This is a genomic window from Candidatus Effluviviaceae Genus I sp., assembly GCA_016867725.1.
GTDB lineage: Bacteria > Joyebacterota > Joyebacteria > Joyebacterales > Joyebacteraceae > VGIX01.
In genome coordinates this window covers 51,493-69,856 of the sequence record VGIX01000006.1, presented here as the reverse complement: position 1 = coordinate 69,856, position 18,364 = coordinate 51,493, and the positions used below count along the sequence as shown (strand labels likewise).

Sequence of the window (18,364 nt, the reverse complement as noted above, 5' to 3'; positions counted from 1 at the left end):
CACCCGCGCCGAAGTTGTCGAAGCAGACGTACACGCTCTTGTTGGCACCGGGAACGGGCGATGTCGTCCAGTTGTTGCCCGTGCCCGCGCTCGAGGCGTTCAGGAAGCTCCTGATGTTCGGGTTCTGGCCCGCGAACGCGGTGGCCGCGAGCGCGACCACCATCACTGCAATCAACACATTCTTCATGACTGCTCCTCCTGCTGTTCGGAAGCGCGCGCGGAGCGCGAGGCTCGATATCCTGAGTCGGGAAATAGAGCGAAAGCGACCCGCGCGATGCGCCCTCCGCCTACCGTGCAATCCCCCCACTAGTTGTGGTGGTTGAAGTGCTGTCCGAAGATCACGAAGTCCTGCACGCCGACCGGGCCGCCCGAGAAGTTGAAGTCGCTCCTCGGAGCAACCTGGTTGAAGTCCTGACCGAAGATCACGAAGTCCTGCACGCCGACCGTGCCGTCCGGCGCACCGAGCGGGAACAGGTCGACCGTCGCGCAGGTCAGGTTGTCACTGTCGTTCAACACCACCGTGTAGATCTGGCACGTGATCGTGACAGGACCCGGGTACGGGATGGCCTGCGCATCGTCCACCTGGAACCGGATCTGGCCCGTCACACCCGTCTCCGCATCCACGTTCGTGATGTTGACGTTGTAGCCGCCCGTGACGAAGAAGAAGAAGCTCGACCACGGAATCCCCACGATCGGGGTCGCGTCGGCCCTCAGTGCCGTCACGGTGATGTACTGGTAGGGCGGGCCATCGAGCTGCGGGCACGTCAACAGGCCGCCCGCCGACAGGACCACCGTCGAGAGGTCCGGATCGGGGATGCCTGCTCCGGCCATGCCTGCGAGACCGAGGACCATCAGACCTGCCAGAACACCGGCAAGTGTTCTCGCCATTTCAACACCTCCTTACCGCTTGCCTTGCTGTGCTGGGATCGCACATCTCATGGGGTCTCGCGCACCGCTGACCCCATGCTCAAGCCACCCTGAGGTCGTTGACCCTCCTTTCGTGGTCTCGCTGCAACATCGGACACCAAGTGGATGGTGTAACCACCGCTGTCAAGATAGTAGCACAGATTCCGGCTTGTTTGCAAGCATCATTTCTGACCGGGCGCGCAGCCATCGCCGCCCTTCGGCCGGGCTCCTGGGACTCCTCCGCCCGGACCGCGCTCGGAGCCTGGGCTGCAAGAAGCGGGCCTTGCGCCGTCCTCCGCCTAACAGAAACGGGCCCGCCTGGCCATTGCTGGGGCGAGCCCGGTCTGCCAGCACATGCCATTCTACGCCGCTCCCGGGGGTTCCGCAAGGCCGCTCCCGCTTGCCGCCGCCGGCCCCCCCCTGCGGGCGGGGACTACCTGTACAGGGCCTTGATCGCGCCCCAGCTCTGGGTTTCCACGGGGGTCTCGATGCACGTGCCGTCCGGGAACCCCACCGGTTCCGTGTCCCAGTAGAAGTGCCCCGAGACGCCGCCGTTCGCGATGGACTTGATGCACCACACGTCCAGCTGGTTGTTCGCGTCAGCCACCACGTTGCCGTCACCGGCCGAGTAGGTCACGAGCATGATGTAGCCGCCGTCGCGCATCGGCTCCGGCGTCTCAAAGCGCACCCTGGCCAGGACGATGATGCCGCTCGCGCCGGGGTACTGCGGGAGCGGGCCCACCGTCATCGACGCGCCCGGGGGCACCACGGCCTCGCCGATCGTCAGGCCGCCATGGCTCGCGGCGAACTGGTTCGTCGTCGAGAGGTAGTTGGGTCCGCCCACTGGGAGCATGTGGAACTGCCCGGCATACATGCCGCCGCCGGGACCGAAGTTGTCGAAGCAGACGTACACGCTCTTGTTCGTGCCCTCTGCGGGCGATGTCGTCCAGTTGTTGCCCGTGCCCGCGCTCGATGCGTTGAGGAAGATCCTGATGTCGGGGTTCTGCCCCGCGACCGCCTGACCGGCGCAGAGCGCCAGCACAACGAACAGAAGAACAGCGCGCTTCATGATCTCGACCCCCCCGTGAGCTCCCCTTGAGTGTGTCGCCGTCGTCATCACCCGTAGCACTCTGCTGCCTGCTGGCTCGTCACCCCCTTGCGTGTGAGCGGAGAGCCCTGCCCTCCGGCTGTGTTCTCTGCGAGCGTGCCTTCATCCGTGTCGCGTGGTGGGCGAAACAGGACTCGAACCTGTGGCCCCCTGCGTGTAAGGCAGGTGCTCTAACCGGCTGAGCTATTCGCCCGCTCTCCGCCGTCCGGCCCCGCCTGCTTCGCCCGCGGCCTGCCGATCATGATGGCGACCGGGATCACAACGCAGTACCCCCCCACCAGGAGCACGGGGGCCAGCGTCAGCGACCCGCGCGCAAGCCAGTAGAATCCCAGCGCGATGATCCCGATGCCTGCGGTGAACGCGATGACGGTCAGGGTCCTCAGGGATACCACCCCCTTGGCCGGCGAAGTCCGCCGGCTCGCTGGGATGCCTGGGCTCGCCCGGTAGCGGCCTCAGACGCTACTCCCCGTCGTCCGCGGTGTCAAGCGCAAACTCCGCGGCCGCGCGCTCGGCGGCGATGCGCAGGCGCGCCGCCTGATGCTCAGCGTAGGTTCGGCTGAAGGTGTGCGTCCCGTCCCGGTTCGATACGAAGAAGATGTCGTCGCTATCCCGAAGAGGGTGAAGCGCCGCCCGGATGGACGCCGCGCCCGGGCTGCAGATGGGCCCCGGCGGAAGCCCGTCATTCCGGTAGGTGTTGTACGGGGAGTCAATGTCGAGGTCCTTGTAGAAGAGCCGCTCGTTGTACTTCCCGGCCGCGTACCGGACGGTGGGGTCGGCCTCGAGCCGCATGCCCTTGCGCAGGCGGTTGTGGTACACGGCGGATATCCTGCTGCGCTCGGAGTCCACGGCCGCCTCGGACTCGATGATCGAGGCGAGCGTGAGCACCTCGAGCGTGCTCATCCCGAGGCTGTCGGCCCGCGCCTGCAGGCGCCCGTCGTACACGGCCCAGAGCTTCATCACCATCCTCCGGACGGCATCCCGCGGCGACGTCCCCACGTCGAAGCGGTACGAGTCGGGGTACAGGAACCCCTCGAGCGACGGCGCGGCCACGCCCAGCTCGGCCATGAGGAGCGGGTCGCGCACGAGCGCCGCGAACTCGTCCTCGCTCGCGTTGAGCGAGCGCGCGAGGAGCGCGGCGATCTGCTCCGCGCGGTGTCCCTCCGGCACGGTCACGCTCCGCGTCGCGACGTCGCCGTACCTGAGCCTCATGAGCACCTCGAGCTCGGAGAACTCCGGGCCGAACTCGTACGCCCCCGCCTGGAGCCGGTCGGCGACGCCGAGCGCCCGCGCGGCGAGCGCGAACTTGAGAGGGTCGCTCACGACGCCAGCGGCCTTCAGGATGGACGAGATCTCCAGCATGCCCGCGCCCTCGGGGATCTCGACCACGCGGCGGTCACCGATGGCTCGGACCGACAGGAAGGACAGCATCTCGCTCAGCGTCGCGAAGAGCAAGAGCGCCAGCGCGCACACGACCGCGAGATCGCGAACGAACCAGCCGGGGAGCGCCCCGCCCGCCCTGGCCTCTGCGCGCGTCTTCGCCGCCCGGTGTCTCAGCGTCGCGCCTCCGAGTCGAGATAGCCCTGAAGGATGACCGCCGCGGCGAGCTGGTCCACGCGCCCCTTGCGGCCCCGCGCCCGCTCGCCCCGCTCGCGCATGATGCCGGCGGCCTCTGCGCTCGACAGCCGCTCGTCCTGGAGGACCACGCGGACGGGCGCCGCGTCCTCGATCGCCGCCGCCAGCTCGCGGGCCCGCACGGCCCTGTGCCCGACCGTCCCGTCCATGCGGACGGCGTACCCCACGACGACCGTCGCCGCGTCGAGGCGGGCGGCCAGCTCGGCGACCGCCCAGGCGACCCCCGCGTCGGAAAGCCCCGTCAGGGTCTCGGACGGGGCCGCAAGGACGCGCCCCTCGTCGCTCACGGCCACCCCGACGCGGGCCTCGCCCGGGTCCAGCGCGATCACGCGGCCGCGCTCGCCGTCGGGCCTGCGGAGCAGCGACAGCACGCGCCCGAAGTCCTCCGGGAGCGGCGAAACGAAGCGCATGGCGTTCCCGGAGCGCGGGTGCGCGAACGCAAGCTCCCGCGCGTGGAGCATCTGCCGCTCCGCCGCGGCCGCGACGCGCGACGCGTGGCGTCGGTAGTGCGGCGGCACGCCCGGAAACGAGTCGGGGCGCCCGCCGTACTCGCCGTCCCCGATGACCGCGTGGCGCGCGTGCGCAAGGTGCACCCGGATCTGGTGCGTCCTCCCCGTCTCGGGGCGAAGCTCGAGGAGCCCGGCGAACGGGAACTCCTCGCGAAGCCGCCACCGCGTCACCGCGGCGCGGCCGCCCTCCACGACGGCCATCCGCTTGCGGTCCTTCCTGTGCCTCCCGACCGGCGCGTCGATCGCGCCCTCGTTCTCGCGCCACGCCCCCCACGCGAGCGCGAGATAGGTCTTCCTGACCGCCCGCGCCTCGAACGCCGCCGCGAGCGCGCGGTGCGCCGCGTCGTTCTTCGCGACGACGACGAGACCCGACGTGTCCTTGTCGAGCCGGTGGACGATGCCGGGCCTGAGCGTCCCGCCCACGCCCGAGAGCGGCGCGCCGCGGCCGAGGAGCGCGTTCACGAGCGTCCCCGTCGTCGCGCCCGGCGCGGGATGCGCGACCATGCCCGCGGGCTTGTCCACGACGAGGATGTCATCGTCCTCGTGGCAGACGTCCAGGGGAATGCGCTCGGGCGCCGCGGCGAGCCGCTCGAGCTCCGGCACGCTCGCCTCGATGACGTCGCCGGGCCGCACCTCCGCGCTCGGCTTGGCCGGAGCGCCGTTCAGCCTGACGAGCCCGCCGAGGATGATGTCCTTCGCCCGGGTCCGCGAGAGGTCGGGCGCGTGCAGGCCGAGATAGCGGTCGAGCCGCTCGGGGGGGTCGTCCTCCGGGACGACCAGCACGACGGGCGTCGTCACGACGCGTCCCCGTCGCGGGCCGGGAGTTCCGCGGGCTCGCTCCGGTGCGGGAAGAGCAGGAAACGCGCCGCCAGCAGCGCGACGCCGATGACGATCGCGCTGTCGGCCACGTTGAAGGCGGGCCACCTGAGGTCGCGGATGCCGATGTCGATGAAGTCGACGACCGCGCCATGCCGCACGCGGTCGACGAGGTTGCCGAGCGCTCCGCCGAGGACGAGGGCGAAGGCGAGCTGCTCGACGCGCCTGAGCCTGGCGATCCGCCGGCTCAGGGCGATGATGCACACGGAGGCGAGCGCGGAGACGACGACGAAGACGGCGCCGCCGCCCCTGAAGAGGCCGAACGCGGCGCCGGTGTTCTCGGTGCGCGTGATGCGGACCGCCGGTCCGAGGACTTCCACGGAGTCGCCGAGCGCCATGAGGGCCACGACAAGCCGCTTCACCGCCTGGTCCGCGACGAGGACGGCGAGGCCCGTCCAGAGGAGCCGCGCGGTCGAGGCCCGGACGTCGCTACGAGTTCCGCTCGAGTGTGCCATTCTCCTCCAGCTTCTTGCACTCGATGCACAGGCGCGCGTGCGGAACGACCTCGAGGCGGTTCTTCTGGATCTTCTTGCCGCACCCCTCGCACACCCCGTAGCCCCCCTCCTTGATCCTCCTGAGCGCCTCGTCGATGTGGTAGAGGAGTCTGCCCTCCGCGGAGGCCATGTGGTAGGCCTTCTCGCGCTCCTGGGCGTCGCTCGCCTGGTCGGCCATGTGGACGGAGTAGGCCGAGAGGTCGCCCGCGGCGTCGCGCTGGGAGTTCGAGAAGATCTTGTCCTCGAAGTACCCGAGCTCCTTCATGAGCCGCTGCCGCTCCTCGATGAGCCTCTCCTCGAAGTGCTTGAGTTCACGCTTGTTCACCGATCACCTCCGCCGCGCAAGCTCCCGGACCCCTCCGCCGCGCCGCGCTCGACGCGTTCGACCGAGATCCTCGCCCACTCCCCGTTCACGTCCCATTCCTTCTGAAGCTCGCCGGCCTCGTTGCTCTCCGCGATGTCCGCCGCGAGGGTCTCCTTCGCGATGCGCGCTGAGAACCGCTTGATGGCCTTCTTGAGCCTCGGGGCTGCCTCGTATCGGACATGGATCCTGTCCACGACCTGGAAGCCTGCTTCCTTGCGCATGAACTGGATCTTGTTGATTGTCTCTCTGGCCAGTCCTTCGTCCCTGAGCTCGGGCGTGATCGTCGTGTCGAGCGCGACCGCGAGACGGCCGTCGCTCTGGACGGCGAGCCCCTCGGGCGTGTCCCGCACGATCTCGACGTCCGCCGGCTCGATGACCACGAGCTCGTCGGACACGACCGCCTTCACGCTCGCTCCCGCCGCGAGGACCGCGACGTCGTCAGGCGGAAGCTCGCGGATGGCGTCCGCGACCTGGTTGACGTCCTTCCCGTGCTTCGGGCCCAGCGACGGGAACACCGGGGCCGCCTTCTGCACGATGAGCTCGCTCTGGTCGGCCCACGCGAGCTCCTTGACGTTGAGTTCCGCCAGCACGAGCGACGAGAGCGCCTCCACGGGCCCCCTCGCGTCCTGCGGCACGCCCGCCACGAGGAGCTTCCCGAGCGGCTGCCGCACCTTGATCGCGCTCGCGTTCCGCGCCGCACGGCCGAGCGTGACGACTGTCCGCGCCCACTCCATGGCGGTCTCGAGCTCCGCGTCCACGGCGCGCAAATCGGCCTCGGGGAAGGCGCACAGGTGGACGCTCTCGGGGACTCCGTCGCCCCCGCCGCCCTCGCGCAGCCGCCCGTGGAGGTCCTCCGTCGAGAACGGCGCGAACGGCGCCATCGCGCGCACGGTCGTCGTGAGCACCTCGTAGAGGGTCGAGTAGGCCGCCTTCTTGTCGTCGTCCATCTCGCCCTTCCAGAACCTGCTGCGCGACAGCCGGACGTACCAGTTCGAGACGTCCTCGATCACGAACGACTGCAGACGCCGGACGGCCTTCGTGAGGTCGTACGCGTCCATGCTCTGGACGACGTCGGCGACGGTCGTGTTGAGCGTCGAGATGATCCAACGGTCCATGGCCGGCCGCGACGAGAGCGGGGCCGCGTGCCGCGCCGGGTCGTATCCGTCGATGTTCGCGTAGAGCGACAGGAACCCGTACGTGTTCCTGAGCGTGTCGAAGACCTTCCCCGCGACCTCCTTCACGCCGGCGTCGTCGAAGCGCGTGGGCACCCACGGCGGGCTCGTCGCGAGGAAGTACCAGCGGAGCGCGTCGGCGCCGTGCCGCTCCATCACCTTGAACGAGTCCACGGTGTTCCCGACGGACTTGCTCATCTTCTTGCCGCTCTTGTCGAGCACCATCTCGTTCGAGATGCAGACCTTGAAGGACGCCTTGCCCGACACGATGGTCGAGATGGCCAGGAGCGCGTAGAACCACCCGCGCGTCTGGTCCACGCCCTCGGCGATGAAGTCCGCGGGGAAGTGCTCTTCGAACTCCTTTGCGTGCTCCATCGGCCAGTGCCACTGCGCGTACGGCATGGACCCCGTGTCGAACCAGCAGTCGATGACCTCCGGCGTCCGGGACATCTCGCCGCCGCAGCCCTCGCACTTCAGTCGGATCCCGTCCACGACGGGCTTGTGAAGATCGAGCGGCTCGGGCAGGGGACCCAGGCTCAGCCGCCGGAGCTCCTCGATGCCGCCGACCGCCGCCTGCCGACCGCACGCGCCGCAGACCCAGACGTTGAGCGGCGTGCCCCAGTAGCGGTCTCGCGAGATGGCCCAGTCCACGTTGTTCTCGAGCCAGTCGCCGAGGCGGTTCTGGCCGATCTCCTTCGGGTGCCACTTGATCGCGCGGTTGTTCCGGATCATCTCGTCCTTGAACTGCGTCGTCCGGACGTACCACGAGTTCCGCGCGTAGTACACGAGCGGCGAGTCGCACCGCCAGCAGAACGGGTAGGTGTGCACGATGGTCCCGCTCTTGTAGAGGAGCCCGCGCTTCGTGAGGTCCTCGATGATGAGCGGGTCGGCGTCCTTGATGAACATGCCGGCCCACGGGGCGACCTCGGGCGTGAAGCGGCCGGCGCCGTCCACGGGCTGCACGAACGGGAGGTCGTGCTCCTTCCCCACCCGGTAGTCGTCCTCGCCGAACGCCGGCGCGATGTGCACGGTGCCCGTGCCGTCCTCGAGCGTGACGAACCCGGCCGGGATGACGAAGTGCGCCCGGCGGTCGGGCGGCACGAACGAGTAGAGCGGCTCGTACTCGCGCTGGATGAGGTCGAGGCCCATGAGCTTCCCGACGACCTCGTACGGGCCGTCGAGGACCGAGAGCCGCGCCTCCGCGAGGATGAGGTTCTCGTCGCCGTGGCGGACCTTGACGTACGACTCGGTCGGCGCGACGGCGAGCGCGACGTTCGAGATGAGCGTCCACGGGGTCGTCGTCCACACGAGGAGCGACGTGCCCGGCTCGTCCTTGAGGCGCATGCGGACGAACACGGACGGGTCCTTCGCGTCCTCGTACCCCTGCGCGACCTCGTGGCTCGAGAGCGGCGTCCCGCAGCGGGGGCAGTACGGGAGGATCTTGTGGCCCCGGTAGATGAGGCCGCGGTCCCACATCGTCTTCAGGATGTGCCAGACCGACTCGATGTACTCGTTCGTGCACGTGACGTACGCGTCCGAGAGGTCCACCCAGTAGCCCATCCGGCGCGTGAGGCGATCCCACTCGTCCTTGTACGTGAAGACGCTCTCGCGCGACTTCTGAATGAATTCGGCGACGCCGTACCGCTCGATGTCCTCCTTGCTCTCGAGGTTGAGAGCCTTCTCGACCTCGATCTCCACGGGAAGGCCGTGCGTGTCCCAGCCGGCCTTCCTGTCCACGCGGAACCCGCGCATGGTCTTGTAGCGGCAGACGATGTCCTTGATGGTCCGCGCGAGGACGTGGTGCGCGCCCGGGTGGCCGTTCGCCGTGGGCGGGCCCTCATAGAAGACGAACGGCTTCGCGCCCGCGCGAAGCTCGGTGCTCCTGCGGAACGTGCCGTGCCGGTCCCAGAAGTCGAGCACCTGCTGCTCGATCTCCGGAAGGCTCTGCGTCTTGGGTAGCTCCCTGAAGGGCATCGCTTGAGCCTCTACATCTTCTCGATGAGCCGCGCGACCAGCTTCGTGAGCTTGGGCGCCGCCGACTTCGCCGCCTTGAGGATCTCGAGGTGGCTCGCTTCCCTGAGCGCATCCGGGAGACACATGTCGGTCACGACCGCGAACCCGGCGACACGCATGCCGCCGTGGACGGCGGCGATGTTCTCGGCGATCATGGACATGCTCACCACGTCGCCGCCGATCATCCTCAGGAACCGGTACTCGGCGGCCGTCTCGAGGTTCGGCCCCGCCACGCCGATGAAGACGCCCTTCCTGAGCCGGATCCGCTCCTCGAGCGCGATGTCCTCGACGGCCTTGAGGTACTCGCGGTCGTAGGGCTCGGACATGTCGGGGAAGCGCGGACCGAGCCGGTCGTCGTTCGGCCCGATGAGCGGGTTGTCGCCGGTCAGGTTGATGTGGTCCACGACCGCCACGATGTCACCGCGCTCGTACAGCGGGTTCATGCCGCCCGCGGCGCAGGTGAGGACGAGCTTCTTCGCCCCGAGGGCGCGGAGGACGCGGACCGGGAAGGCCACCTCCTCCATCGTGTAGCCTTCGTAGTAGTGCACGCGGCCGTTCATGACGGCGACGGTCTTCCGCCCGATCTTCCCGATCATGAGCTCGCCCGCGTGCCCCTGCACCGAGGACGTCGGGAAGTTCGGGATCTTCCCGAACGGGATCGTCACCGCGTCGCGCGTGATGCCGGAGAGGTCGCCGAGGCCGCTCCCGAGGACGACCGCGACCTGCGGCTTGAGGTCGGTGCGCTTCCGCACGTAGTCGGCGGCCTTCCCGATGCGCTCGGCCAGCGTCGTGTCCTTCGCCATCGTCCGTCCTCCGTCGTCAGTCCGTCGGCCGCTCGCCGAAGATCGCGCGCCCGACTCGCACGAGCGTGGCGCCTTCCTCGACCGCGACCTCGAAGTCGTTCGTCATGCCCATCGAGAGGTGCGCCATGCTCACGCCGGGGACGACGCGCTCCTCGATCTCGTCGCGCAGCGCCCGGAGCCGCCTGAAGCACGGGCGGACGTCCTCGGGGTCCGGGAGGAACGCCCCCACCGTCATGAGCCCCTCGACCCGGAGCCCGGGAAGGCCGGCCATCTGCTCGACAGCGGCCGCCGCCTCGTCGGGCGGGAGGCCGTTCTTCGTCCCCTCCCCCGAGGTGTTGACCTCGACGAGCACGCGCGCGGTCTTCCCCGCCGCGTCCGCGCGATGCGAGATCTCGCGCGCGAGCCTCACGCTGTCCACCGACTGGATGAGGTCGAAGAGCCCGAGGGCGTCCCGGACCTTGTTGGTCTGGAGGTGCCCCACGAGGTGCTTCTCGACGGGGAGGTCGAGCTCCTCGAACTTGCGCCCGGCCTCCTGCACCCTGTTCTCGCCGATCGCGGTCACGCCGGCCTCGACCGCCTCGATGATCCGCTTGACCGGCACCGTCTTCGTCACGGCGACCAGCGTGATCTCGGCAGGGTCGCGCAGGGCGCGGTCCGCCGCATCTTCCATCCTGCTCAGGACTTGGCGGACGCTCTCACGCACGCCCACGCACCGCCCTCCCTTCCGCCGCGGCGAAGGGGAGATTATAGCCCGCGGGGGCCGGCGCCGCAACGCTGAATCCGGCTGCGCCTCAGGGGCCGTCGTCGCCGCCCCGCCCGCAACTTGTTGTCCTGAGTCCTGTTGCGCTTGCGAGCCGCAGGGTGTATTCTCTCTGCCACGGGGCCGGCGCCGACCGGCCCCACGATCCTGACGGAGCCTCCCGGGACACGGGGACGGAAGCGGAGCCGCCATGACGGAGCGCGAGAAGGGCGCCTTCAAGCCGACGGTCATCGTCTTCTGCTGCAACTGGTGCGCGTACGCCGGCGCCGACCTCGCCGGCGTGTCGAGGCTCAAGATGTCCCCCCACTTCCGCGTGGTACGGACGATGTGCTCCGGCCGCGTGGACCCCGAGCTCATCCTCGAGACCTTCGTCGCCGGCGCCGACGGCGTGATGGTGGCCGGTTGCCACCCCGGCGAGTGCCACTACGTCGAGGGGAACCACAGGACGATGCGCCGCGTGGTGCTGCTCCGCCGCGTCCTGAAGGACCTGGGCATCGAGCCCGAGCGCCTCGCCCTCGAGTGGGTCTCGGCGAGCGAGGGCACGAGGTTCCGGGAGGTGATCAACGCGTTCGTCGAGCGGATCGCGGCGCTGGGACCGTGCGCCGCCCGGCGCTCGAACGAGAAGGCGGAAGGACCCGCCGCAGCGAGCCCCTCCGCCTCCTGACAGCCGTCCGCTCTCCCCGCGCTTCCCCGTCCCCTACTGCGCCCGTCCGAACACGCAGGACACCACGGTCCGGTCGTTCCCGCCCATCGAGATCATGAGCCCGATGGGCTTCTTCACGTTGATGCGCTGGCCGTCCGGCTTCCCCGAGAGCTGCATGGCGATGTCCGCCGCCTGCCGCACGCCGGTCCCACCGGTGTAGTGCCCGTACCCCACGAGACCGCCCGACAGGTTGGTCGGGATGTCGCCGTCCGGGGCCGTGCGCCCCTCGCGGACGAAGTCGTAGGTCTCGCCGTACCCGCAGAACCCCGCGGCCTCGAGCGAGAGGAGCCCCCCGATGGTGAAGCAATCGTGCACCTCGAGCATGCCGACGTCCGCGGCGGTCAGCCCGGCCATCCCCAGCGCCTGCTTGACCGCCCGCGCGCTCGTCGTGAGCTGCGTCTGGGACTCGGGGTCCTTCGAGATGTCGGCAACGACCTGCCCGAAGCCGAGCAGTTCGACCGCGTCCTTCTTCTCCACGCCGAGCCTCTTGAGGCCCTCTTCGGAAGCGAAGATGACCGCCGAGGCGCCGTCCGAGACCTTCGAGCAGTCGTAGACGTTGATGCACTCGCAGAAGGTCTTCGGGTTCGGCTTCGTCATGCCGGCGGCGAAGAGGTCCTCGATGGCGTTGTGGTGCTCCTGCGCCTTCGGGCACTTCCGGGCGTTGAGCACGGCCCGCTCGTACCAGCGCGCCATCGCCTCGCGCACCTTGTCGTAGCCGAACTCCTTGTACGCGGCGCAGGCCCGGTCGGAGAACTTGCTCGGGAAGAAGTACGCGTGGCCGCTCTTGCGCTGGCTCGCGTAGTGGCCCGCGCCCGCCAGGATGTCGGCGCCGTACACGGCCTTGACCGTGTTCTGCACCTCGACGCCGATCGTGAGCACCGTCTCGGCGGTCTCCGCGAGGATCGATCGCACGGCCGTCGCGAGCGCGAGCCCGCCGGAGCCGCACGCGCCCTCGACGCGGATGAGCGGCTTGTACTCGAGCTTCGGGTCCACGAGCGGCATCATCGCGGCGAGGTTGCCCTGCCGGTTGAAGCGCGCCGCCATGAAGTTGCCGATGACGCCCTCGTCGATCGCGTCAGGGCCGCTGACCTGCGCGAGCGCCCCCTGCCCCGCTTCCTTGATGTAGTGCTCGAGCCCCGGCCGCGGCTTCTTGGGGTGGAACTCCTTCCGCCCGGTGCCGAGCGAGATGGTGTTGCTTCCCGCCGTCATGAACACGCGCCGCCTGAGCTTCTTCATCGGACGCCTCCCGCGCCGCCGACCATGGACGCCGCATACTCGTTGATGGGCCCGTAGAGGTGATAGAACCCGTTCGTCATCACGCCGTTCACGTCGTCGGCCGAGTTGGCCACGCCGTCGGCCACGAGCTTCTCGCCGATCTCCATCGAGCGCCTGAGGTACGCTCCGGCGAGCCGCCCGCCCTCGGTGTTCAGCGACGCGAGGGCGGCGAAGTACGACGCGAGCTTCTCCCCCTTCTTGGGGTCCGCGAGGAGCGCGCGCCACGGCGCGTGCCCGGCGGGGAGCGGCCCGAGCTTCGCGTCGGCCTTCGAGGTCCAGTCGCCGTCCGAGAAGAGCCGGTAGCCGCGCTTCGAGAGATCGTAGATGCCCGCCGGCCGTCCCTTCTCGTACTTCACGATGCCGTCCTTCTGGCTTCCGTCGGCGTACTGGCCGCCGAGGACGCCCGCGGCGGCCATCCGGTCGAGCAGGTCGTCCTTGAGCGCCACGCCCGGCGTGTGCTCCGTCATGACCTGCATGATGAACCGGCACACGTCCACGCCGACGTAGTCGATGAGCTGGAAGATGCCCATCGGCCGCACGAGGAAGTCCTGGCTGATGCGGTTCATCGCGTAGACGGCGCCGGTCTCGCCGAGCTCGCCCGACAGCCTCCTGACCTCGCCCGTCGCGTGGAGGATGTCCCGCATGAAGTGGCCGTTGCCGATGAACCCGGCGATGTCGTTCGCGAGGAACACCTTCTTGCGCAGCCGACCGGCAAGCTCGGTCCCGAGCTCGACGACCGCGGGCAGCGTGCGCTTCGAGCTGATGAGCTCGAGGAGCTTCTGGACCGCGGGCGGGTTGTAGAAGTGGTAGCCGATGATGCGGCCGCCGAGGTTCGCGCCCTCGTCCAGCACGGTGATCGGGATGGACGAGGTGTTCGTGAGGTAGTAGGCGCCCGGGCACAGCGCGTCGAGCTTCCGGAAGACGTCGATCTTGATGCCCTTGCTCTCGATGATCGCCTCGAAGATGAGGCGCGACCCGGCGACGCTCTCGAGCTTCGAGCTCGGCCGCGCGATGGACATGGCGCCGTCCACGAACGCGGCGATGACGTCGTAGTTCTCGACGAGGTCCTCGCGGCCCGCGTACGCCGCGCGCAGCGCCACGATGCTCTTCTCCGCGCTCTTCGTGAGCTGGTCCCGCAGGTAGCCCAGAAGCCCCGACAGCGCCTCCTCGCTCACGTCGACCAGGTGAAGGCAGTAGGGCCGCTTCGCATGCTCGGGCTCGAGCTTCCGCATCGCCATCTCGGTGGCCAGGAGCAGCGCGATGCCGCTTCCCATCTTCCCGGCCGCGCCGAGCACGGCGACGTTCTCCAGTCTCTCATCGAGTTTCACTCGCCACCCCCTTCAGGACTTCTCGGACGGTTCCTCGGGCCTTCGCCCGCCTGGTTCCTCCGGGTTCCAGCAGTGCCGGCACCGCGCCTCGTACGCCTCGGACGCGCCGACGACGACCCGCTCGCGCGACGCGATGATGCGCTGCGTCCGGTTCGCGGGTCTTCCGCACTTCACGCACACCGCGAGCGTCTTCGTGATGTACTCGGCCACCGCGAGGAGCGCCGGCATCGGCTCGAACGGGCGGCCGAGGTAGTCCTGGTCGAGGCCCGCCACGATGACGCGCACGCCGCGCCCCGCGAGCGTCTCGCAGACCCGCGGCAGGTCCGGCCCGAGGAACTGCGCCTCGTCGATCCCGACGACCTGAGCGTCGTCGGGCACGCGCCGCAGGATCTCGGCGGCCCGGTCCACGCGCATCGACTCGATGCGGCGCTCGTCGTGCGAGACGATGTCCTCTTCGTCGTAGCGGTCGTCGATCCGCGGCTTGAACGCCACGACCTTCTGCCTGGCGATCTTCGCGCGCCTGAGCCTGCGGATGAGCTCCTCGCTCTTGCCGGAGAACATGCTCCCGCAGATGACCTCGATCGCGCCGGCCTCCTCGCGCCTGTCAGCCATCGGGGCCTCCCGGCACCCTCACGTCCCCGTGCCGGACCTCGGTCCGACGCCCGTCGTCCGTCTCGACCACGAGCGCGCCGTCCGGCGAGAGGTCCACCGCCGTCCCGCGCACGGTCCGCGCCGCGGTCGCCGCCTCGACGGGCCGGCCGAGCGTCGCGGAGAGCTCGAGCCACCTGGCGCGGAACGCGGTGAGCCCGCTCTCGGCGAACAGACGAGCGTCCGCATCGAGGCGCTCGAGGAGCGACCGGAGCGTCTCCTGCCGCGACACGCGGCGGCCCAGAAGCGTCGAGAGCGACGTCGCCGAGAGGGCGATCTCGGCAGGGAACTCGTCGGGCGCGACGTTCACGTTGATCCCGACGCCGACGATGACGCTCTCGACCGCGCCGCCCGCGGCCTGCCGCGACTCGAGGAGCACTCCGCCGAGCTTGCGCCCGCCCACGACGATGTCGTTCGGCCACTTCACCCGGGCGTCCACGCCGGGCGCCCCGCGGAGCGCGCTCGCGACGGAGAGCGCCGTCGCCACGGAGAGCCCCGCGACCTCCGCCGCGGGGCGGTTCGGCCTCAGGAGGAACGAGAACCACAGCCCGCGGCCCGCCGGCGAGAACCACGGGCGCCCGGCGCGGCCGCGGCCGGCGGTCTGCTCGTCGGCGACCAGGACGGTCCCCTCGGGCTCGCCGGCGTCGGCGAGCGCGCGGAGCTCGGTGTTCGTCGAGCCCACGCTCGCGACGCGGACCACGCGCCGCCCGACGACCGTCAGCATCGTCCCCTCACCCGTCCCGACAGCGACGCGACCTCCCGGATCCTCCGCTCGGCGAGCGCGTCGGCGGCCTCGGCCGTGTTGACGCCGCGCTCGCGCGCGACCGCGAAGACCTCCTTGAGCGCCGCGCCGATGTCCTCGGCCCGGCGCATCGCCCGCTCCTGCGAGAACCCGGCGATCTCCTCGGTCACGGCGATGAGCGCGCCGGCGTTGAACACGAAGTCCGGCGCGTAGAGGATGCCCCGCTCGGCGAGCATGCCGGCGTGGCGCGGCTCCGCAAGCTGGCTGTTCGCGGGCCCCGCGACGATCTTCGCGCGGAGCCGCGGGATGGTCCGGTCGTTCAGGATCTCGCCCACGGCGCACGGGCTCCAGACGTCGCACGGGACGTCGTAGATGCCTTCCGGCGGGGCGACCTCGATGTCGAAGGACGCCCGCGCCGCCTCGACGGCCGCGGGGCTTGCGTCGCTCCCGACGACCGTCGCGCCCTCGTCGAGCAGCCGGCGCACGAGGGCGCGGCCGCCCCGCCCGAGGCCCTGCACCGCGACCGTGAGGCCGCGCAGGCTGGGCGGCGCTCCGGTCTCCTCGAGGCACGCCTTCATGCCGGCGATCGCGCCGTGCGCCATGATGGGCGCGGTGTCGCCGCAGCCGCCGTACGCGGCGTGCAGCCCCACGACGTGCCTCGTCTCGAGCCGGACGCACTGCATGTCCTCGACGTTCGTGCCGAGACCCTGCGAGGTGATGTACCGTCCGTTCAGGCTCTCGATCCGCCGGCCCAGCGCCCGGAAGAGGACCTCGGTCTTGTCCCGCCGCGGGTCGCCCATGATGACCGCGGCCCCGCCGCCGAAGTTGAGCCCCGCGGCGGCGGCCTTGTAGGTCATCCCTTTCGCCAGCCGCAGCGCATCCTCGAGCGCCTCCTCGTCGCGCGCGTACTCGCGCATCCGCGTCCCGCCGATGCCGGGCCCGAGCACGGTGCTGTGGATGGCGATGATGCCGCGCAGCCCGGCGGCCTCGTCGAACACGAACGAGACCTGCTCGTGGTCGGACTGGGCGAGCGCCTCGAACACCTTCATCGGGAACCTCCGCCGGCCGCCGTCACGCGTCAGCTCTTCTTCCGCGACCACGAGGGCGTCCTCTTCTCGAGGAACGCCCGGATGCCCTCCTGCGCCTCGCCGAGCGCGAAGCACGTCCCGAAGGTCTCGGACTCGTACGAGCCGCCGACCTCGATGTCCGCGTTCACGCCCCGCACGACGCACGCCTTGATGAGCGCGACCGCGGCCGGGCCGCGCGACGCGATGGTGAGCGCGAGCTCCTTCGCCGCGGCCATGAGCGCGTCGGGCTCGACGACCTTCGTCACGAGGCCGTAGCGGAGCGCGGTCTCGGCGTCGATGGGCTCGCCGACGAGCAGCATCTCGAGCGCGCGGCCGAGCCCCACGAGCCGCGGGAGCCGCTGCGTGCCGGCGAACCCCGGCGTGACGCCGAGCTTGACCTCGGGTTGCCCGAGCTTCGCCTTCGTCGAGGCGATCCTGATGTCGCACGCCATCGCGAGCTCGAGGCCGCCGCCGAGCGCGAACCCGTTGAGCGCCGCGACGACCGGCTTCGGCAGGTTCTCGATGCGCGAGAACGTCTCCTGCCCGAGCCTCGACGCCTCGCGCGCCTTCATCGCGCCGAGCTTCGAGAGCTCGACGATGTCCGCCCCGGCGACGAACGCCTTGCCCGCTCCGGTCACGATGACCGCCGCCACGCCGTCGTCGACGCCGAGCTCCTTCATCGCCTCGTTGATCTCGGACATCGTCGTCGTGTCGAGCGCGTTCAGAGCGTCCGGCCGGTTGACGGTGACGACGGCCAGGATGCCGTCCCTCTCGACCTGGATGTTCCGGTAGCTCACGGTGCGTCCTCCCCCGTCGTGATCGTCGGCCGGCGGCGCCGGCCGCCTGGTCAGTGGCAGCCGCCGTCGTCCACGGTCTCGGGATAGACCCGGACCTCTTCCTCGCCACGGAGCGCGCGCAGGCAGCCGAGGGCCAGCTCGCGGAGCTCGTCCTCGCCGGGCACGACGATGACGCGCCCGAGGAAGCGGACTTTCGCCGCGATGCGCTCCGCGATGACCTCGGACTTCACGATGCCGCCGGTGAGCACGACCGCGTCGAGGTCCTTGCCGACCACGACCGCCATCGCGCCGATCTCCTTCGCAATCTGATAGACCATCGCGGCGAGCACGCCGCGCGCCCGCGCGTCGCCGGCCTCCTCGCGCCGGAGGACCTCCGCGACGTCGCTCGTCCCGAGGTAGGCGACGAGCCCGCCGCCGCCGACGAGCTTCCGCATGACCTCGGCTTCGGTGTACGAGCCGGAGAAGCACATCTTCACGAGATTCACGGTGGGCAGCGTGCCCGCGCGCTCGGGCGTGAACGGCCCAGCCGACAGGCCGTTCGAGACGTCCACCATGCGCCCCTTTCTGAGGGCGCAGACGCTCACGCCCCCGCCGAGGTGCGCGACCACGAGGTTCGCGTCGCAGACGCCCTTGCCGAGGTCGGCCGCGACCGTCCTCGCGACGGCCTTGATGTTGAGGGCGTGCACGAGGCTCGTCCGCTCGATCTCGGGGATGCCGGAGTAGCGCGCGACGGGGTCCAGCTCGTCCACGCACGGCGGGTCAACGATGAACGCCTCGAGGCCGTGGTCCCATGCGATGCCGTACGCGAGCACGGCGCCGAGGTTCGAGGGGTGCGGCCCCTGCACCTCGTCGCGGGCGTCGGCGATCATCTCCGGGTTCACCCGGTAGGTGCCGCTCACGGTCGGGCGGAAGGGCCCGCCCCTGCCGACGACGGCCGAGAGCGACCGGAGCGCGATGCCGTGGTCGGCGAGGAACTCGAGGACGGCCGCCTTGCGGTACTCGTACTGGTCCCAGATGCGCTCGAACCTGCCGAGCTCGAGTGAGCTGTGGCGGACGACCCCCTCGCAGAGGCACTCGTCCCCGTCGAACACCGCGAGCTTCGTCGAGGTGCTCCCGGGGTTGATCGCGAGGACCCTCTCCGCCTTCCGTCCCTTGGGGTCCGACATC

General features: G+C 70.1%; 19 protein-coding genes and 1 tRNA gene. 1 reads left to right on the top strand and 19 read right to left on the bottom strand.

All coding sequences use genetic code 11. The features are described from left to right. The 12 genes from FJY74_03215 to FJY74_03160 form a co-directional block, all read right to left on the bottom strand. Window positions 1–187: hypothetical protein (locus tag FJY74_03215; GenBank protein MBM3307312.1), on the bottom strand; the 187-nt coding region annotated here is incomplete at its 3' end. Between the two features lie 119 nt (window positions 188–306). Beyond that, window positions 307–888: a hypothetical protein gene (locus FJY74_03210; GenBank protein MBM3307311.1), complete on the bottom strand. Its 582-nt coding sequence runs from the start codon at window positions 886–888 to the stop codon at window positions 307–309. Between the two features lie 451 nt (window positions 889–1,339). Then, on the bottom strand, window positions 1,340–1,975 hold the full coding sequence (locus FJY74_03205) for a hypothetical protein (protein ID MBM3307310.1): 636 nt from the start codon (window positions 1,973–1,975) through the stop codon (window positions 1,340–1,342). Between the two features lie 155 nt (window positions 1,976–2,130). Then, window positions 2,131–2,207, bottom strand: a tRNA-Val gene (locus FJY74_03200). Continuing rightward, complete coding sequence (locus FJY74_03195) at window positions 2,185–2,406, bottom strand: hypothetical protein (GenBank protein MBM3307309.1); 222 nt, start codon at window positions 2,404–2,406, stop codon at window positions 2,185–2,187. Before FJY74_03195 ends, FJY74_03200 begins: the two co-directional genes overlap by 23 nt. 67 nt (window positions 2,407–2,473) lie before the next feature. After that, window positions 2,474–3,466 (bottom strand): endolytic transglycosylase MltG, encoded by a 993-nt coding sequence (gene mltG, locus FJY74_03190; protein ID MBM3307308.1) that lies wholly within the window; start codon window positions 3,464–3,466, stop codon window positions 2,474–2,476. A gap of 98 nt (window positions 3,467–3,564) precedes the next feature. Then, a complete protein-coding gene (gene ruvX, locus FJY74_03185; protein ID MBM3307307.1) occupies window positions 3,565–4,953 on the bottom strand; it encodes a Holliday junction resolvase RuvX in 1,389 nt (462 codons plus the stop codon). Then, on the bottom strand, window positions 4,950–5,486 hold the full coding sequence (gene lspA, locus FJY74_03180) for a signal peptidase II (protein ID MBM3307306.1): 537 nt from the start codon (window positions 5,484–5,486) through the stop codon (window positions 4,950–4,952). Before lspA ends, ruvX begins: the two co-directional genes overlap by 4 nt. After that, window positions 5,461–5,850, bottom strand: coding sequence for a TraR/DksA C4-type zinc finger protein (locus tag FJY74_03175; protein MBM3307305.1), 390 nt, complete (start codon window positions 5,848–5,850; stop codon window positions 5,461–5,463). Before FJY74_03175 ends, lspA begins: the two co-directional genes overlap by 26 nt. After that, window positions 5,847–9,035: an isoleucine--tRNA ligase gene (locus tag FJY74_03170; GenBank protein MBM3307304.1), complete on the bottom strand. Its 3,189-nt coding sequence runs from the start codon at window positions 9,033–9,035 to the stop codon at window positions 5,847–5,849. Before FJY74_03170 ends, FJY74_03175 begins: the two co-directional genes overlap by 4 nt. Before the next feature lie 11 nt (window positions 9,036–9,046). Continuing rightward, window positions 9,047–9,877, bottom strand: coding sequence for a purine-nucleoside phosphorylase (locus FJY74_03165; GenBank protein MBM3307303.1), 831 nt, complete (start codon window positions 9,875–9,877; stop codon window positions 9,047–9,049). Between the two features lie 16 nt (window positions 9,878–9,893). Continuing rightward, window positions 9,894–10,829 (bottom strand): YggS family pyridoxal phosphate-dependent enzyme, encoded by a 936-nt coding sequence (locus FJY74_03160; protein MBM3307302.1) that lies wholly within the window; start codon window positions 10,827–10,829, stop codon window positions 9,894–9,896. Between FJY74_03160 and FJY74_03155 the strand changes: the two genes are divergently transcribed. Further along, window positions 10,828–11,301 carry a hydrogenase iron-sulfur subunit gene (locus FJY74_03155; protein MBM3307301.1) on the top strand — a complete coding sequence of 158 codons (474 nt, stop codon included), beginning with the start codon at window positions 10,828–10,830 and terminating at the stop codon, window positions 11,299–11,301. The two genes, FJY74_03160 and FJY74_03155, sit on opposite strands and share 2 nt — an antisense overlap. A gap of 33 nt (window positions 11,302–11,334) precedes the next feature. Here the strand turns inward: FJY74_03155 and FJY74_03150 are convergent, their stop codons facing one another. Genes FJY74_03150 through buk form a run of 7 tightly spaced genes read right to left on the bottom strand, consistent with a single transcriptional unit; the run spans window position 11,335 to window position 18,363 of the window. Next, window positions 11,335–12,576, bottom strand: coding sequence for a 3-ketoacyl-CoA thiolase (locus FJY74_03150; protein MBM3307300.1), 1,242 nt, complete (start codon window positions 12,574–12,576; stop codon window positions 11,335–11,337). After that, window positions 12,573–13,943, bottom strand: coding sequence for a 3-hydroxyacyl-CoA dehydrogenase family protein (locus FJY74_03145; protein ID MBM3307299.1), 1,371 nt, complete (start codon window positions 13,941–13,943; stop codon window positions 12,573–12,575). Before FJY74_03145 ends, FJY74_03150 begins: the two co-directional genes overlap by 4 nt. Window positions 13,944–13,955: 12 nt before the next feature. Continuing rightward, a complete protein-coding gene (locus FJY74_03140; protein ID MBM3307298.1) occupies window positions 13,956–14,555 on the bottom strand; it encodes a thymidine kinase in 600 nt (199 codons plus the stop codon). Continuing rightward, on the bottom strand, window positions 14,548–15,315 hold the full coding sequence (locus FJY74_03135) for a biotin--[acetyl-CoA-carboxylase] ligase (GenBank protein MBM3307297.1): 768 nt from the start codon (window positions 15,313–15,315) through the stop codon (window positions 14,548–14,550). Before FJY74_03135 ends, FJY74_03140 begins: the two co-directional genes overlap by 8 nt. Beyond that, the gene (locus FJY74_03130; GenBank protein MBM3307296.1) at window positions 15,309–16,382 is read right to left on the bottom strand and encodes a Glu/Leu/Phe/Val dehydrogenase; all 1,074 of its coding nucleotides are present in this window, start codon (window positions 16,380–16,382) and stop codon (window positions 15,309–15,311) included. Before FJY74_03130 ends, FJY74_03135 begins: the two co-directional genes overlap by 7 nt. A 29-nt stretch (window positions 16,383–16,411) precedes the next feature. Next, on the bottom strand, window positions 16,412–17,197 hold the full coding sequence (locus tag FJY74_03125) for an enoyl-CoA hydratase/isomerase family protein (protein MBM3307295.1): 786 nt from the start codon (window positions 17,195–17,197) through the stop codon (window positions 16,412–16,414). 50 nt (window positions 17,198–17,247) lie between these two features. Then, on the bottom strand, window positions 17,248–18,363 hold the full coding sequence (gene buk / locus FJY74_03120; GenBank protein ID MBM3307294.1) for a butyrate kinase: 1,116 nt from the start codon (window positions 18,361–18,363) through the stop codon (window positions 17,248–17,250). Between the last annotated feature and the right edge of the window lies 1 nt (window position 18,364).